This is a genomic window from Stenotrophomonas maltophilia R551-3 (genome assembly GCF_000020665.1).
In the GTDB taxonomy this organism is placed as follows: Bacteria; Pseudomonadota; Gammaproteobacteria; order Xanthomonadales; family Xanthomonadaceae; genus Stenotrophomonas; species Stenotrophomonas maltophilia_L.
The window spans coordinates 159,682-176,145 of record NC_011071.1; the positions used below are offsets into that span (position 1 = coordinate 159,682).

Sequence of the window (16,464 nt, forward strand, 5' to 3'; positions counted from 1 at the left end):
CTGCGGCCAGGACCAATGCAATGAAATACGCAAAACCCAACGCAAAGACCAACAGCAAGAAGTACTACAAGCACTGGGCCGAATCGAGCCTGGGCAAGGGCAACGTGCTGATGGAAGCCCGTGGTGAAAAGATCGTGCGCCAGGTGGAGATCTACGGGGCCAAGGTGGTCTGGGCCGATGAAACCGGGCAGAGCGATGACCGCTTCGTGCTGGCGGACCAGCCGGTGTCGTTCATGGATTTTGATGAAGACGACGAAATCAGCGCGCGCGAATTCGAAAGCGCCTGGAAGAAGGCCCGCGAGGCGACCGGCTACCCGGTGTAACGAAGGGCGGGTCCCGCTGGATGGCTGGCAGATTTGAAATGTTATAAAGTTTCATTTTCTGCCTCCTGCCGTCCTCCCCATGAAGACCTCCACGCTGGTGGCCGCCCTCGCGGCCGCGCCGTTCGCCCCTGAAGCACTCGCACAGTCGGCGGATGCCGCGCTCACCCTGGGCAAGGTCGATGTGCACCAGCACGGCGAAGGCCAGCTGAGCGCGCACCAGGTACTGACTTCGGTGGACGTGCTGGGCGCAGACCAGATCGAAGACCGCAACGTCTCCCACAGCTGGGAGCTGCTGGGGCAGATGCCGGGCATCCAGCTGACCGAAACCCGGCAGGGTGCCGAATCGGGCAAGGTCAGCTTCCGGGCTTTCAACGGCGAGGGCTACCTCAATGCCATCAAGACGCTGATCGATGGCATCCCCAGCAACGTCAACAGCGGCAACCAGCGCTACATCGACATGCTGTTCCCGCTGGAAATCAGCTACATCGAAGTGGTACGTGGTACCAACGACCCGCGCTACGGCCTGCACAACATCGGCGGCAACGTGAACTTCGGTACGCGCCAGGGTGGCAACTACACCGATGCACGGCTGGCCTACGGCAGCTACAACACCCGTGATGCGCAGCTGGCGGTGGGCCGCGAAGCCAATGGCGTCGCGCAGAACTACTTCGTTGGTACCCAGGCCAGCGATGGCTATCGCGACCATGACACCTCCAGGAAGTACTCGCTGGGCGGCAAATGGTTCCTCGGCACGCTGGACGATGGGCTGCGCGTGGGCCTGACCGCGCGCGCCTACCACCACGAAGCCGACGAGCCCGGCTTCATGACCGTCGAGGAAATGCGTACGCATCGACGTGGCAGCGACCTGCGCAACGGCAACGATGGTGATGACCGCGACATGCGCCAGATTGCCGCGCACCTGGATATGAAACTGTCCGAGAGGCTCACCTTCGGCACGCGGCTCTATTACAACCGCTACGAAGACGACCGCCGCGTGACCTTCAGCGACCTGCCCACCGGCAACCTGCCGCGCCAGCGCCGCGTGTGGGATGAGCGGCAGAATGGCCTGCTCAGCACGGTCACCTGGCAGGCCAGCCCCGCGCTTACTGTCGAGGGCGGCCTGAACTACGAGCAGCAGGACAACAGCTACATCCGCGAGCGCTACGCCTACGCCGAACCCACCGACTTCAGCCGTGCCCCGGCACGGGTGCAGAACAACGACCGCCACAGCTTCGACAATTGGGGCGCCTACGTGCAGGCCATCTACCAGCCCGTCGAGGCGTGGAAGATCGTGCCGGCCTACCGTGTGGACCGCTTCAGTGGCCGTACCCACCTGATGAACGGCCTCAGCGCTCGGCTGCAGGATTACGGCAGCATCGGCCAGCCCAAACTGAGCGTCATCCACAGCCTGGGCGAGAACACCCACGTATACGCAAACTGGGGCCGCACCTTCCAGGTGCTCACTGGATCCACCGCGCCGGCTTACCTCGCCCCGGGCCAGGCGCGGATGCGTCCGTCCACCAACACCGGCATGGAGCTGGGCCTGAAGTTCCAGCCGTTCGCGGGCAGCCAGGCGCGCCTGGCGGTGTGGCAGCAGGACGCGGAAAACGAGGTATCCAACATGCCGGCCACCGGTACGACGGTCACCTTGGGCAAGACCCGTCGACGCGGCGTGGATGCGCAGTTGAGCCTGCAGCTGGGCGACGACTGGACGGTCTGGGCGTCGCACGCCTACCAGGAAGCGAAGATCACCCGCGACGACCGCGATGCCAGCATGTCCCTGCGGGGCCGCGAAGTGGCCGCCACCCCGCGCCACATCAGCAACCTGGGTGTGGACTACCACGCCAGCGATGCCTTGCGCCTGGGCCTGCAGGCGCGTGCACAGGGCGATTACTACCTGGAAGAGCGCAACGTGGCCGGCAAGTTCGGTGGTTTCGCCGTGCTCGACCTGAGCGCCGCCTACCAGATCACCCCGCGCTGGAGCGTGGACCTGCAGCTGAAGAACGTTACCGGACGCCAGTACGCCTACGCCTGGTACGACAGCTTCTTCTGGGACAGCGCCCGCCCGATGTTTTCGCCGGCCCCGGGCCGTAGCGTGTTCGTCGGCCTCAACATGAAGCTGTGACCCGCCTACGTATCTGGTAGTGGGCGAACTTGCTCGCCCTGCGGCAGGGGTCAGGCCCCTTTCCTGATAGAAAGAGCCGCGACCCCAAACCCGCGTTTTGCACTACATTGGTGCAATGTCCGACCCCGCACCGCCGCCATCCCTCGACGCCCTGGGCACGCCGCTGGCCTGGGCCGGGGCTGATGGCCGCATCATCGGCTGCAACCCGGCCTTCGCGCGTTGGCTGGGTGTCAGCATCCGCCGCCTGCTTGGCCAGCCGCTGGCCGCGCTGGAAGTGCAGGGCGAGGCGCTGGCCCATTTCCTGGCCCGCGATGAGCGCGACAGTCTGCGCCTGAACCGGCTGGCCCTGGCGGTGCCGGGCGAGGCACCACGCTTCGCCGAGGGCTGGATGAGCCGCCGCGACGATGGTGGCTGGTTGCTGGAGGCGCACCCGGTCGATGAGTTCCCCGGGCTCGACCCGACCCAGGCCCTGCCCAGCGCGCTCAGTGCAGCGCTGAAGGGGCTGGCCCATGAGCTGCGCAATCCGCTGGCCGGGCTGAAGGGCGCGGCCCAGCTGCTGGCCCGGCGCGCGGCCCAGCGCGACGCCAGCGAACGCGAGCTGATCGAGCTGATCGGTTCGGAGATCGAGCGCCTCAACGGCCTGCTCGACCAGCTGCTGTCACCGGCCCCGGCCGCGCCGCACGCCGAACTGAACATCCACGCCGCGCTGGAACGCGTGCTGCGCCTGGCCGAGAACGAGGCCGGCTGGGCGGTACGCCTGCAGCGCGACTACGACCCCAGTATTCCCGAATTCCATGGCGACGCCGACCGCCTCACCCAGGCAGTGTGGAACCTGGTGCGCAACGCGATCCAGGCCGGCGCCGGCAACATCACCCTGCGTACCCGCGTAGAACACGGCGTACGCATCGCCGAGCAGTTGCATACGCTGGCGCTTCGCCTCGAAATCGCCGACGACGGCCGTGGTGTGCCAGAGGAACTGGCCGAGCATCTGTTTCTGCCGCTGGTCAGTGGTCGCGCCGAAGGTACTGGCCTGGGCCTGGCGCTGGCGCAGCAGGTCGCGCGCGAACATCGCGGCACACTGACCTACCGCTCGCGCCCGGGCCATACCGTGTTCACCCTGCTGCTGCCGATCGGCAACGGTGCCGCCCCGGCCGAGGAGGCCCCGCGCGATGTCTGACGCCTCCACTCCCGCACAACGCATCTGGGTGGTCGACGACGACCGTGCCGTGCGCTTCGTGCTGTGCACCGCGCTGCGCGAAGCCGGCTACCAGGTCGTCGATTTCGACAGCGCCGCACCCGCCCTGCAGGCGTTGAGCGAAGGCCCGCCGCCGGCCCTGCTGTTCACCGATGTGCGCATGCCGGGTGACGATGGCCTGGTGCTGTTGGACAAGCTCAAGGCCGTGCTGCCGCAGCTGCCGGTGGTGGTGATGTCGGCCTATACCGATGTCGCCAGTACCGCCGGTGCGTTCCGCGGCGGCGCGCATGAATTCCTGTCCAAACCGTTTGATCTGGACGATGCGGTGGCACTGGCACAGCGCGTGCTGCCGGCGGTGGCACCGGCCATGGCCGCAGCGGCGCCGACCACCGCAACCTCCAGCGACCAGCCGCCGCAACTGGTGGGTGATACACCGCCGATGCGCGCGCTGTTCCGCGCCATCGGCCGCCTGGCGCAGGCACCACTGGCGGTGCTGATCACCGGCGAGACCGGCACCGGCAAGGAGCTGGTGGCGCATGCCCTGCACCGCGAATCGCCGCGCGCACAGGCGCCCTTCGTTGCGCTCAATACCGCCGCCATCCCGGCCGAGCTGCTGGAGAGCGAACTGTTCGGCCACGAAGCCGGCGCATTCACCGGTGCGCAGCGCCGCCATATCGGTCGCTTCGAGCAGGCCAACGGCGGCACCCTGTTCCTGGATGAGATCGGCGACATGCCGTTGCCGCTGCAGACCCGGCTGCTGCGCGTGCTGGCACAAGGTGAGTTCTTCCGTGTCGGGGGACGCGAGTTGATCCGCGTCGATGTGCGTGTGGTGGCCGCCACCCACCAGGATCTGGAAGGCCTGGTCGCGCAGGGGAAGTTCCGCGCCGATCTGCTGCACCGGCTGGACGTGGTGCGCCTGCAGCTGCCGCCGCTGCGCGAGCGCCGCGAGGACATCGCACAACTGGCCAACACCTTCCTGGCCGCCGCCGCACGCAAGCTGGACACGCCACCGAAGCGCCTCACCGCCGCGGCGCTGCAGGCGCTGCGCGAGCACGACTGGCCGGGCAACGTGCGCGAGCTGGAGAACGTGTGCTGGCGGATGGCGGCGCTGGCCGCTGCCGACACCATTGGCGTGGCCGACGTCGATACCGCGCTCAACCGTACGCGCGGTCGTCGCAGCAGCACCACCAGCGCCGATCCGGGGCAGTGGGAGGCGCTGCTGGCCGAATGGGCACGCCGGCAGCTGGCCGAAGGCGTGGAAGGGCTGCACGCGCAGGTGCGTGAGCGGGTCGACCATGCCCTGCTGGAGGCCGCGCTGCAGATCACCCATGGCCGCCGTGCCGAAGCCGCGGCCCGCCTGGGCCTTGGCCGCAATACCCTTACCCGCAAGCTGGGCGCCGGGCGCCGCCGCGGGGGCCATTGAACGGTTCCTGCACGCGATCCTCGCGCCCGCTTGCCGAACCGTTGATCGTTCATGGACGATGCCGTCCGTAGTGTCACCTGCAAGGAGTCTTCGATGCGTCTGTCCTTTGCCATCCTGCCGTTGTCCGCCGCCGTGCTGCTGTCTGCCTGTGGCAGTGCGCCGAAGAAGCCGCAGCCCACACCGCCGCCGCCGACCGTAGTCGGCACCGCCAAACAGGCCGAGGCCAATCTCTCGCCGGCCTCGGCCAGCATCGTCAGTGGCCGCATCGCGCTGGTGGTGGAGCCCGGTGGCATCCACATCACCGGCCTGATCGGTGGCCTGCAGCCGATGCAGCAGGCCGGCTTCCACATCCACGAGCGCGGTGACTGCAGCGCGGTGGATGCCAGCAGCGCCGGCAACCACTTCAACCCCGGTGGCACCGCGCATGGCCGCGCAGGCACCGGCAAGCACCACTTGGGCGACATGGACAATCTGCGTGCCGACGCCCAGGGCCGCGCCAACGTCGATATCCACCTCAAGGGGGTTACCCTTGGCGGAGGCGCCGCCACCGATATCGCCGGACGTGCACTGGTCGTGCATGCAAATGCCGACGACTATCGCAGCCAGCCCGCCGGCAATGCCGGCGTTCGCATCGCCTGTGGCGTGATCCGGGTTGTCCGTTGATCGTTGCCGGCATCATCCAGGGAGAGATTCCATGCGTCTGATCCACACTTCGCTGTTCGCGGCCATTGCCGCACTGGGCCTGGCGGCCTGCAACCAGCAGCCCGCCGCGCCGCAGACTGAAACCCCGCCGGCCGCCCCGGCCGAGGGCGCTACCACCGAACCGGCCGCAGCGCCGGCAGCAGCTCCGGCTGCCGATGCCTCGGCCACTGCCGAACTGGCACCGACGCAGGGCAATGAGACCAAGGGCAGCGTCACCTTCAAGGTGGTCGACGGCAAGGTCCACGTGACTGGCCAGATCAGCGGCCTGAAGCCGGGCAGCGAGCACGGTTTCCACATCCACGAGAAGGGCGACTGCAGCGCGCCGGACGGCATGAGCGCCGGTGGCCACTTCAACCCGGGCAAGCAGGACCACGGCAGCATGGCCGTCGATCCGCACCACGGCGGCGACATGCCCAACATCAAGGCCGACGACAAGGGCGTGGCCACCATCGATGGCCCGGTGTCGAGCAATGTCAACATCGGCAAGGGCGATGACTTCGACATCATCGGCCGCGGCCTGATCGTCCACGCCGACGCGGACGACTACAAGACCCAGCCGACCGGCAATGCCGGTGCACGCCTGGCGTGTGCGGTGATCCAGAAGGCCCCGTAAGAAGCAGAAAACGCCGGCGCAAGCCGGCGTTTTTCTTTGCACTGCTTCCTGTAGCCGAGCCATGCTCGGCTGCCATTGCTGGGGTCAGGGGGATCGCAGCAATGTGTCGCGTCGCTGCCGCAGTTCAGCGCATTCGGCGGGGCCGCTTTCACACAGGATCGAGATATCGGTCTGCATGTGTGCCTTGCCCGTCTTGGCATCGATCACTTCGCGCTTGAATGTGCGCACCACGGCCGGTGCCGTGCGGTGGGGCGGCACCATCACCAGCCAGTGGGTCATGGTCACCGGCTTCAACCGTCCCTCGGTCATCTCGATTTCCCGCATGATCGCGCCAAGACTGGTGTTGTAGAGCGTCACTCCGGGTTGACTGGACTGATCCGGCGCAAGATCTACGCCCTTCATCTTCGGCAGCGCTTCAACGAAGCCGGCGACGGTGCCGAACTCCAGCAGGGCATCATTTGCGATCACCACATCATCCGGCTCCGGCTCTGATGCCTCCGTGGCCGCCGGCTGGTTCCGCGGTTCGAAGTTGAATGACTGGGTGAAGCTGATCCAGGGGTGCTTCACGGGCGTGTCCGGCGGGCAGATCAGCCGCCAGTTCCGCGCGGCGGTGAGCAGCGTGTCATCAATGCGCGCATCCCCGCTGCTCCGGCCGATCTTCACCTCCGTTCTTGCCGGATCGTCGGCCACCGGGCGCAACCAGACCTCCGCCGAGCCGCGCAAACCACTGGACCGCAGTGCGCTGGAAAACCTGGGTTCGTTATCCGCCCAGCTCAGGCGGTCCAGCCGGCAGGCCGGCTCCGGAACAGGCACGACCGGTTGCGCGATGCCGCCCTGGCCCTGGCACTGATACTTCCAGCTGAGGGCCGCCTGCCGGGCTGCATCATCCAGCACCCGGTTGCGGGAGCCGTTCAGCACGCGCGCATCGTGGGCGCGGCCCTGCGCATCCACGTTGACCTGCACCTTGACCGTGTTGCTGAAGCTGATATGGCTGTCATAGACCTCGGGCTCCGCCACGGCAGCTGCGAAGGCCGGTGCAATGGAGCAGGTGGGTGTCGCGGCGACCGGTGCCGCTGCCTGGGCCATGATCGGAAGGCCACAGACGGCTGTGGCAAGCAGGGTCAGCCCTGCGCATTGAAGCGTATGCAGCATGCAGTTCGTCCTTGACCACGCATGAGTGATCAATGCACAAGCCAGCAATGGTGCCACATCGCGCCGCCGAACCGGTTGGCGGCGCGCATCCGCAGATCAGCGCGCCAGCAGCTCGCGCGCGTCCTGCCCGGCTTCGCAGTGCACGAACAGCACCGGCACGCCGTGCGCTTCCAGCACCGCCGCCATCTGCCGCTGGCGCATCAGGAACTGCTCGTAGATGCCCTTCAGGCGGTCGCAGTCGTTGTTGCCGTGGTCGTAATGCGCACACCAGCCGGCCGGATCGAACAGCGCCATGCGTGCCTCGCCATGGGTGTAGCGCAGCAGCGGCTCGGGTGCGGCGTTGAGCCACTCGTCTTCGCCGGGCGCCATGATCGCGGTCTCGATCAGCGGCCACAGTGCGGCCAGGCCCTGATTGTCGTACTGCATCGACATCATCGCGGCCAGGTCGTTCACGGTGAAGTAGCGCGCGTGCTCGATGCGCGCACCAAAAGTGTTCTGCGCCATCAGCGCGGTGTCGGCATGGGCCATGCCATTGGCCAGCAGCGTGTCTTCCAGCGCTTCGGCCACCGCATTGGTGGTGGCCACGTCGCTGCCGGTCAGCAGGAACGGCACCACGCGCAGGCCACCGCCCACCAGGCTGGCATCGGCCTGGAACGGCAGCGGCACATCACCAGTGGCGTCGGTACCGAAGGCCAGCAGGCGCGGCCCCTGGTTGCGGCCCGGTGCGCGCATCTGCAATTCTTCCAGGCGGCGGTGGATCGGCCAGCCCGGGCGCAGCACTTCGGCCGGGTCGAAATGGGCGGCGGCGAACACCAGGTCCAGCTCGGCCACCTGCGGCACTTGCTTGGCCAGGTCACGGCCGACGCGTTCGGCCAGTTCACCGGCCTGTTCGGCGCTGAGCACCGCCTGGCGGGGGATTTCGCCGCCGGCCAGTTCCAGGGCCAGCACGCCAAGGGCATTCATCGCGGGGTCGGGTTTGCTCATGGTTCCACGGTTGGCCCATCACAGGGCGGCAGCTACACTTGGCTCCATTATGCCTGCTCCGTCGTGCAGGCCATGTTGCAGACACCCTCATCCATGCCAGGTATCTCCATGCCCAACGCTCGTCCCGTCGCCATCCTCGGTGGCGTCCGCATTCCGTTCTGCCGCCAGAACACCGCGTATTCGGATGTCGGCAACCTCGGCATGTCGGTCCGTACGCTGGGCGCGCTGGTCGAACGTTTCGGCCTGCATGGCCAGCAGCTGGGCGAAGTGGCGATGGGTGCGGTGATCAAGCACTCCAGCGACTGGAACCTCGGCCGCGAAGCCACGCTTTCCTCCGGCCTGTCGCCCTTGACCCCCGGCATCACCCTGCAGCGTGCCTGCGGCACCTCGCTGGACAGCATCATCACGGTCGCCAACAAGATCGCGCTGGGCCAGATTGAATCGGGCATCGGCGGCGGCTCGGACACCACCTCCGACGTGCCGATCGTGTACGGCAAGAAGCTGCGCGCGCGCCTGCTGGCTGCCAACCGTGCCAAGAGCACCGGCGACAAGATCCGCGCGCTCACCGCCGGCTTCAAGTTCTCCGAGCTCAAGCCCGAGTTCCCGGGCGTGGCCGAGCCACGCACCGGCAAGAGCATGGGCGACCACTGCGAGGACATGGCCAAGGAATGGAACATCTCGCGTGACTCGCAGGACGAGTGGGCGGTGTCGTCGCACAAGAAGCTGGCCGCGGCCTATGAGCGCGGTTTCTTCAGCGACCTGATCGCACCGTTCCGCGGCGTCGAGCGCGACAACATCCTGCGCGCCGACACCTCGCTGGAAAAGCTGGCGACGTTGAAGCCAGCCTTCGACAAGGTCTCCGGCCGTGGCACGCTGACCGCCGCCAATTCCACTCCGCTCACCGATGGTGCCGCCGCGGTGCTGCTGGCCAGCGAGGAATGGGCCCGCGCCCACGGCCACGAACCGCAGGCCTACCTGCGTGATGCCCACGTGTCGGCGGTGGATTTCGTGCACGGCGAAGGCCTGCTGATGGCACCGACCGTGGCCGTGCCGGAGATGCTCAAGCGCAACGGCCTGACCCTGCAGGACTTCGACATCTACGAGATCCACGAGGCCTTCGCTGCACAGGTGCTGTGCACCCTGCGTGCGTGGGAGAGCGAGGATTACTGCCGCAACCGCCTGGGCCTGGATGCACCGATGGGCCGCATCGACCCGGACAAGATCAACCTGCTGGGCTCGTCGCTGGCCACCGGCCACCCGTTCGCCGCTACCGGCGCACGCGTGATCGCCACGGCCGCCAAGCAGCTGGCCGAACGCGGCGGTGGCCGCGCGCTGGTGTCGATCTGCACCGCCGGCGGCATGGGCGTGGTCGCGATCGTCGAGCGCTGATTGCTGCGACCGCGCGCCAACCAAGGTTGGCGACTACCGGGTTCCACAGATGAAAACGCCGCCCGATGGGCGGCGTTTTCTCTTGCTCCGGTGGGTGCCGACCGTTGGTCGGCACACTTCAGCAGGGATCACGGCAACCGCGGGTTGCCGAATTCGTCGCGCTCTTCGTTGGCGTCATACACCGGCGGCTGCACCGTAACCGGCTGCTCCTCCACCGTGGCACGCAGCGGCGCCTCGGTGCCGCGCACCAGTTCCACGCTGTCTTCGCCACGCTGCAGGCGCAGCGCATTGGCCAGGCACTGCGCGGCCAGCGCGTGGTCGCCACGCTGTGCGAACAGTTCACCCAGTGCTTCCCAGGCCGGGGCACCGGCACCGGCGGCGATCGCCTCGTGCAGGAACGCATCAGCGGCATCCCACTGCTGCTGGCCCAGCGCCACGCGACCCTGCGCCAGGCGCAGCGCGGCCGAGCTGTCATGCACGTTGCGCCAGCGCGCCAGATTGGCCTGGCGGGTGGCCAGGCGCTCGGCCGGCAGGCGGCCGTACAGCGCCACCAGCTCATCGTCCCAGCGCTGGTCCAGGGCGTGTTCCAACGCCAGCAGCGCCGGTTCGTCCCAGCTCAACGCAACCGCACGGCTGGCATACGCTCCGACCACGTCCGGGGTCGGTCGCAGGGCCTTCGGCGTGGCTTCCCACTGCGCGGCCAATGCATTGACGTCGGCCGCTTCCAGCAGCGCTTGTGCGGCCAGGCGTGCTTCCAGTTCGCTGTTCGCGTCGGCCGGCAGCACCTTGCTCTGGCGCAGTGCACCCAGCTGGCCATATGCCTCGTGCGCGCGACCGGCCTGTGCCAGCGCTTCGGTACGCAGCCACAGACCACGCGGCGGCAGCGGCTGGATCGCCGCCACATCCAACGCGTTGATCGCATCCACCGGCAGGTCGCGCGCCAGCAGCTGCTCGGCGCGCAGCAGCGCCTGCAGGGTGGCATCGCTTTCGCCCAGGCGCTGCAGCAGCGCTTCACCGGCAGCACCATCGGCACGCGCCTGCGCACTGCGCACGGCATTGGCCAGCGCCACCGCGCTCACTTCCGGATCCTTCGCCGCGCCATCCAGCAGCTTCTCCGCGCGCTGCCACTGGCCATGCTCATAGGCCTGCAGGCCGTCGATCAGGCGCACCCGGCCCTGCTTGCGGCGGTAGCGGCCCCAGGCACGGAACGGTGCGGCGATCAGGCTCCACAGCAGCCACAGCACCAGCACGGCGACCACGGACAGCAGGGCCACCTTCGGCAGGTTGCTGTGATAGTCGTAGCCGCCATAGCGCAGGGTCACTTCGCCGAAGCGGTTGAGGTCATCGGCGCCGAGCCATTGCGCGGCGACCACGCCGATGGCCACGGCCAGCAACAGCACGACCAGGGATTGCAGGGGTTTCATGCGGGATTACCTCCGGTCGGTCTGGGTGCGCAGTTGCTGCAGGGTGCTGCCAAGAACGGTGTTGCTGGCCTGCAGCGGAAGCTCGCGCAAGGCCTTCAGTTCAGCACGTTGCGCGCGCAGGGCCGGTGAATCCGGCCAACGCCGCTGTGCCCAGTGCTCCACGCGCTGCAGCGCGGTATCGCGTCCGCTGCGGTCGCCACGTTCAATGGCTGCACGCGCCAGGGTCAGTTCCAGCTGCAGCGCATCGTCGGCGTTGTGGCGCTCGGCGGCGGTCAGGGGGCCGTTCTGGCGGCTCGGGGTGATATCCACGAACGGCGCCAGCGTGGCCTGCCACCAGGGCCTGGCGTTAGCGGTGGCGCTGCCCGTCACCTGCGAAGGCAGGCCCTGCAATGCCTTGGCCAATGCATCCAGGCGCTGCAGCGACTGCACGCGCGGGCCAGCACCGAGCGCGTCCAGCGCCTCGCGCTCCTGCACCAGTGCCTGGCGCAGGTTCAGGCCATCACTGTCGGGCAGATCGGCCAGCGCGGTGGCAGCCTGCGCGTACAGACGACGCGCACCTTCCACATCGTCAGAGTAGTTCAGGCGCTGCGCAGCCTGGGTCAGCAGCAGCTCGGCCTCGTCGCGCTGCACTGCCTGCCGGCCCTGGTTGGCGCTGTCGGCCAGCTTGGCCAGGTTTTCTTCCAGCAGCGCACTACGCTGCGAAAGGCCCAGCATCTCGTCGCGCAGCACGCGGTTGGTGGCGGCGGCATCCTGCAGGCGTTGGCTGGTCGCGCGCTGGTCGCGGCGCAGGGCATCCAGTGTGGCTTCCAGGCCCTGCAGCTGCACGGCGGTGGTCTGTGCCTGTGCGTCCTGTGCGTCCTGTTGCTCATGCCAGAAGCGCCAGCCGGCATAGCCACCCACGCCAAGCACGACCACGCCGGCCAGCGGCAGCAGCCAGCGCACCGGTCGGCGGGGCGGGGAAACGGGCGGGGTCTCGTTCATCGGGCTTCCTTGTCGGCAAGTCGCCGGTGGGGTTCCGGCAGGCCGCGTTGTGCACAGCATCACTGTTGCCGACGACAGCGGCAAGCGTGACCCACGTCCCTGTTCAGGTCGCTGCCGGGACGGTGAGCGTGGCGTGTGCAGCGCTCACCAGCTGTGCACCGGCAGGGCCGGCGCTACGGCTGATGCGCTGCAGGCCCAGTGCCTGCGCCTGCTCGCGAAGCCGATCACTGGCGACCACCACGCTGGCATGCGCCTGCAGGCGTTGTTGCAAGGCATGTGGAAGCTGGCGCCAGAAATGCTGCAGCGCTTCGCCACTGCTGACTGCCAGCACCCACGGATACGCTGAATGCGCCAATCGAGCCAGCGTGCGTGGCGACAGGCGCAGCGGGCGACGCTGGTAGACGTCGGCACGTTCGATGCTGGCGCCGGCCGCCTGCAACTGCGCAGCGATCAGGCCGCGCCCGCCGGGGGCCGTCACCAGCCCGATGCGCCGGCCGCGTACGTCCGCCAGCACCGGCAGTGCCAGCAGGCCCTCGCTGTCCATCCGCTGCGGCGCATGTACCTCGTGGACCCCCTGCGCCCGCAGCGCGCGCGCGGTGCCTTCGCCCACGGTCAGCCACGGGCTGCGCTGCGCGTCGGCCAGCGGCAGCAGGGACGCGGCCGCTGCTACAGCGGCCGGGCTGGTGAACACCACCCGATCGCAGTTCAGCGCGCGTTGCAGCTGGCGCACCACTGGCGTGCCATGCAGGCGCTGCAGCCGCCAGGGCGACAGCGCCAGCAGATGCCCGTCCAGCCCAGCAACGGCGCGGCGCAGCGCCGCATGCTGGCCCTGCGGCCGCAGCGAAATGAAGGTCCAGTCCGCGTCGGAACCGGCGGCGCCAGTGGGTATCGTATGGTCGGCCATTGCCTGCATTATGCGGGCCCTTCGTTGTCGTGGTCTCTGCTCCGATGTCCGTTGATGCTCTGACTTCCTCGTTGGCTGCCCTGCAGGACGTGCTGGACTGCATGCCGGCGGTCCGCGCCATGCAGATCCAGCTCGACGGCTATGCCGATGGCGTGCTGCGCATCACCGCACCGCTGGCCGCCAACGTCAACGACAAGGGCAATGCCTTCGGCGGCAGCCTGGCCTCGGTGCTGACCCTGTCCGGCTGGGCGCTGGTCAGCCTGCGCCTGCGCCTGGCCGGCCACGACGCCGAGGTCTACGTGGCCGACAGCAACCTGCGCTACCTGGCGCCGGTCTACGAAGACCTGCACGCCCATGCCGAAGCGGCCGAGGCCACCGGCTGGGACGCCTTCCTGAACACCTTCCGCCAGCGCCGCAAGGCCCGTATCAGCATCGTCGCCACCCAGCCCGGTGCTGATGGCAAGCCCGCCGCCGAGTTCAGCGGCCGCTTCGTGGCCTTCGCCAAAGGGTAGGATGGCAGGCTGACGTTCTGGGGAAACCACCGATGCGCCGCCTCATCCAGTTCCTGATGTTCTCCCTGCTGCTGGTCAGCGCCGTGGCCTCGGCCGATGACCTGACCCGCAAGCAGCGCAAGCTGCTGGAAGAGACCCAGATCGCCTACGGTGCGACCATCCGCTGGGGCAGCATGGACGATGCCATCGGCTATCTGGACCCCAAGCTGCGCAAGGAAAAGCCGCCCACCGAGTTCGAGCTCAACCGCTACGCGCAGCTGCGCGTGTCGTCCTACCGCGAGCGCAGCAGCGCCGCGCTGGAAGGGGGCCTGGTCGAGCGCCGGGTCGAAATCGGGGTGATCAACCAGAACACCCAGGCCGAGCGCACCGTGGTGGTGGTCGAACGCTGGCGCTGGGACGCCGAGGCCAAGCGCTGGTGGCAGACCGCCGGCCTGCCGGACCTGTGGAAGGGGCAGTGACGGGCCGCGTCCGGCTTGTGCGACAATCGGCGCCCGCTTAATCGACCCGTGACCTGAGTGAATTACGAAGAGTTGCTGGCCTTTGCAGGCCGAAACCCGATGCTGTCCGCGGCCCTGGTCGGCCTGACCGTGGCCATCATCGTCACCGAGATCCGCCGCCTGTTCCGGGGCTTCAAGGGCATCAAGCCCGCCGAACTGACCCAGCTGATCAATGCAGGTGGCACGGTGGTGGTCGACCTGTCGGCCAGCGGTGACTTCGAGAAGGGCCACATCGCCGGCAGCCGCAATGCCCAGGCCAGTGCCTTCGGCCCGGACAACAAGCTGGTGGCCAACGCCAAGCAGTCGCCGGTGGTGCTGGTGTGCCGCAGTGGCAACGCCTCGGAAACCGCCGCCAAGGCGCTGAAGAAGGCCGGCTTCGAGAAGGTCTACGTGCTCGACGGCGGCATTCCTGCCTGGCAGCAGGCCGAGCTGCCGCTGGTCAAGGGCCGCAACTGATTGTCGCAGGCGGCGGATCCGGCCTTGTATGGGCCTGGAACCGCCCCCATCGCAGTAGTTCGACCATCGTTTTCATTGCATTCACCTGGAGTTACTGGAAATGTCCGAAGAGACCACCAACGGCGCGGTTGCGCCGGCCGATGCCGCCACCGGCCCCGCTTTCACCGTCGAGAAGATCTACGTCAAGGACGTTTCCTTCGAGTCGCCGAATGCTCCGACCATCTTCAATGACCAGGTGCAGCCGGAACTGCAGCTCAACCTGAACCAGCAGGTGCAGCGCCTGGGCGAGAACGCCTTCGAAGTGGTGCTGGCCGTGACCCTGACCTGCCAGGCCGGTGAGCGCACCGCCTACGTGGCTGAAGTGAAGCAGGCCGGCGTGTTCGGCCTGGTCGGCTTGGACCCGCAGTCGATCGACGTGCTGCTCGGGACCCAGTGCCCGAACATCCTGTTCCCGTACGTGCGCCAGCTGATCAGCGACCTGATCCAGGCCGGTGGCTTCCCGCCGTTCTTCCTGCAGCCGATCAACTTCGAAGGCCTGTACGCAGAAACCCTGCGCCAGCGCCAGGAGCAGGGCGACGCACCGTCGCTGGCTGACTCCGAGCCGGCTGGCAACGCCTGATTCCTGCCGCGACGTCACGGATGAGCACTACCGCTGACAAGATCGCCGTGCTGGGCGCCGGTTCCTGGGGAACCGCGCTGGCCAGCCTGCTCGCACGGCACGGTCACCCGACCGTGCTGTGGGGGCGCGACGCTGCCATGGTCGAGGCCATCGACCAGCGCCACGAGAACCCGCGCTACCTGCCGGGCATCCCGCTGCCGGACAGTCTGCGTGCCACCACCGACCTGGCGTCGGCGGTGGAAGGCGCGGCCTGGATCCTGGTGGTGACCCCTTCGCACGCGTTCGGCGAAACCGTGCGTGCGCTGGCGCCGCTGCGTCCGGCCGGTGCCGGCGTGGCCTGGGCCACCAAGGGCTTCGAACCCGGTTCGGGCCGCTTCCTGCATGAAGTGGCGCGCGAAGTGCTGGGCGAGGACGTGCCGCTGGCCGTCGTCACCGGCCCGTCGTTCGCCAAGGAAGTGACCCAGGGCCTGCCGACTGCGATCACCGTGCATGGCGACGTGCCCGAGTTCGCGCAGACGGTGGCCGAGGCGATGCATGGCCCGGCGTTCCGCGCTTACACCGGCGACGACATGGTCGGTGCCGAGCTGGGTGGTGCGATGAAGAACGTGCTGGCCGTGGCCACCGGCGTGGCCGATGGCATGCAGCTGGGCCTCAACGCCCGTGCCGGCCTGATCACCCGCGGCCTCAACGAGATGCTGCGCCTGGCCGCGGCGATCGGCGCCAAGCCGGAAACGCTGATGGGCCTGGCCGGCCTGGGCGATCTGGTGCTGACCTGCACCGGCGACCTGTCGCGCAACCGCCGCCTGGGCCTGGCCCTGGGCCGTGGCCAGACGCTGCAGGATGCCGTGCGCGAAATCGGCCAGGTGGTCGAGTCGGTGCAGACCGCCGACGAAGTGATGCGACAGGCACGTCGTCATGGCATCGACCTGCCGATCTCCGACCGCGTGCGTGCCGTGCTGCACGGCGAGCAGACGCCTGAGGAAGGCCTGCGCGCGCTGCTGGCGCGGGAACAGAAACCGGAATATCCGGACACGCTGTTCAAGTGAATCGAAAAATCCCGGCCACGCGCCGGGTTTTTTTTTCGCGCCGTCCAGGCATGGCGTAGATCTACTCCGGAACCCGCTTCCGGTAGCCGCCAACCTTGGTTGGCGCCCGGTAGCGCCGG

The 16,464-nt window shown here is 68.0% G+C and carries 17 protein-coding genes; 12 read left to right on the forward strand and 5 right to left on the reverse strand.

Annotated elements, in window-relative coordinates; genetic code table 11:
- Positions 1–20: 20 nt before the first annotated feature.
- The 6 genes from SMAL_RS00600 (at position 21) to SMAL_RS00625 (ending at position 6,381) form a co-directional block, all read left to right on the forward strand.
- The gene (locus SMAL_RS00600) at positions 21–323 is read left to right on the forward strand and encodes a hypothetical protein (protein ID WP_012509687.1); all 303 of its coding nucleotides are present in this window, start codon (positions 21–23) and stop codon (positions 321–323) included.
- Between the two features lie 79 nt (positions 324–402).
- Positions 403–2,448 carry a TonB-dependent receptor gene (locus SMAL_RS00605; protein ID WP_012509688.1) on the forward strand — a complete coding sequence of 682 codons (2,046 nt, stop codon included), beginning with the start codon at positions 403–405 and terminating at the stop codon, positions 2,446–2,448.
- 115 nt (positions 2,449–2,563) lie between these two features.
- On the forward strand, positions 2,564–3,625 hold the full coding sequence (locus SMAL_RS00610; RefSeq protein WP_012509689.1) for a two-component system sensor histidine kinase NtrB: 1,062 nt from the start codon (positions 2,564–2,566) through the stop codon (positions 3,623–3,625).
- Entirely contained in the window at positions 3,618–5,066 is a 1,449-nt protein-coding gene (gene ntrC, locus SMAL_RS00615; RefSeq protein WP_012509690.1) for a nitrogen regulation protein NR(I), read from the forward strand. Before SMAL_RS00610 ends, ntrC begins: the two co-directional genes overlap by 8 nt.
- 93 nt (positions 5,067–5,159) lie before the next feature.
- On the forward strand, positions 5,160–5,729 hold the full coding sequence (locus SMAL_RS00620) for a superoxide dismutase family protein (RefSeq protein WP_012509691.1): 570 nt from the start codon (positions 5,160–5,162) through the stop codon (positions 5,727–5,729).
- Between the two features lie 31 nt (positions 5,730–5,760).
- A complete protein-coding gene (locus SMAL_RS00625; protein ID WP_012509692.1) occupies positions 5,761–6,381 on the forward strand; it encodes a superoxide dismutase family protein in 621 nt (206 codons plus the stop codon).
- Between the two features lie 84 nt (positions 6,382–6,465).
- On the opposite strand, the gene SMAL_RS00630 is transcribed toward SMAL_RS00625, so the two are convergent.
- Together SMAL_RS00630 and SMAL_RS00635 are read right to left on the reverse strand one after the other, a co-directional pair.
- Positions 6,466–7,533 (reverse strand): TonB family protein, encoded by a 1,068-nt coding sequence (locus SMAL_RS00630; RefSeq protein ID WP_012509693.1) that lies wholly within the window; start codon positions 7,531–7,533, stop codon positions 6,466–6,468.
- Between the two features lie 96 nt (positions 7,534–7,629).
- The gene (locus SMAL_RS00635) at positions 7,630–8,517 is read right to left on the reverse strand and encodes a hypothetical protein (protein ID WP_012509694.1); all 888 of its coding nucleotides are present in this window, start codon (positions 8,515–8,517) and stop codon (positions 7,630–7,632) included.
- Positions 8,518–8,610: 93 nt separating this feature from the next.
- Between SMAL_RS00635 and SMAL_RS00640 the strand changes: the two genes are divergently transcribed.
- A complete protein-coding gene (locus SMAL_RS00640) occupies positions 8,611–9,906 on the forward strand; it encodes an acetyl-CoA C-acetyltransferase (protein WP_012509695.1) in 1,296 nt (431 codons plus the stop codon).
- A 128-nt stretch (positions 9,907–10,034) separates the two neighbouring features.
- Here SMAL_RS00640 and SMAL_RS00645 read toward each other — a convergent pair whose 3' ends face one another.
- The 3 genes from SMAL_RS00645 to SMAL_RS00655 form a co-directional block, all read right to left on the reverse strand.
- Complete coding sequence (locus tag SMAL_RS00645; RefSeq protein WP_012509696.1) at positions 10,035–11,330, reverse strand: heme biosynthesis protein HemY; 1,296 nt, start codon at positions 11,328–11,330, stop codon at positions 10,035–10,037.
- Between the two features lie 6 nt (positions 11,331–11,336).
- On the reverse strand, positions 11,337–12,311 hold the full coding sequence (locus SMAL_RS00650) for a uroporphyrinogen-III C-methyltransferase (protein WP_012509697.1): 975 nt from the start codon (positions 12,309–12,311) through the stop codon (positions 11,337–11,339).
- 103 nt (positions 12,312–12,414) lie between these two features.
- Positions 12,415–13,224 carry a uroporphyrinogen-III synthase gene (locus SMAL_RS00655; protein WP_012509698.1) on the reverse strand — a complete coding sequence of 270 codons (810 nt, stop codon included), beginning with the start codon at positions 13,222–13,224 and terminating at the stop codon, positions 12,415–12,417.
- 35 nt (positions 13,225–13,259) lie between these two features.
- Here SMAL_RS00655 and SMAL_RS00660 point away from each other — a divergent pair, with 35 nt between their 5' ends.
- The 5 genes from SMAL_RS00660 to SMAL_RS00680 all read left to right on the forward strand — a co-directional run bounded on the left by SMAL_RS00660 (position 13,260) and on the right by SMAL_RS00680 (position 16,345).
- Positions 13,260–13,727 carry a YiiD C-terminal domain-containing protein gene (locus SMAL_RS00660; RefSeq protein WP_004134669.1) on the forward strand — a complete coding sequence of 156 codons (468 nt, stop codon included), beginning with the start codon at positions 13,260–13,262 and terminating at the stop codon, positions 13,725–13,727.
- Between the two features lie 32 nt (positions 13,728–13,759).
- Positions 13,760–14,185, forward strand: coding sequence for a hypothetical protein (locus tag SMAL_RS00665; protein WP_004134670.1), 426 nt, complete (start codon positions 13,760–13,762; stop codon positions 14,183–14,185).
- Positions 14,186–14,242: 57 nt separating this feature from the next.
- Positions 14,243–14,680 (forward strand): rhodanese-like domain-containing protein, encoded by a 438-nt coding sequence (locus SMAL_RS00670; RefSeq protein WP_004134671.1) that lies wholly within the window; start codon positions 14,243–14,245, stop codon positions 14,678–14,680.
- Between the two features lie 100 nt (positions 14,681–14,780).
- Positions 14,781–15,299 carry a protein-export chaperone SecB gene (secB, locus tag SMAL_RS00675; RefSeq protein ID WP_004134674.1) on the forward strand — a complete coding sequence of 173 codons (519 nt, stop codon included), beginning with the start codon at positions 14,781–14,783 and terminating at the stop codon, positions 15,297–15,299.
- 20 nt (positions 15,300–15,319) lie between these two features.
- Entirely contained in the window at positions 15,320–16,345 is a 1,026-nt protein-coding gene (locus tag SMAL_RS00680; RefSeq protein ID WP_004134677.1) for an NAD(P)H-dependent glycerol-3-phosphate dehydrogenase, read from the forward strand.
- Positions 16,346–16,464 lie beyond the last annotated feature (119 nt).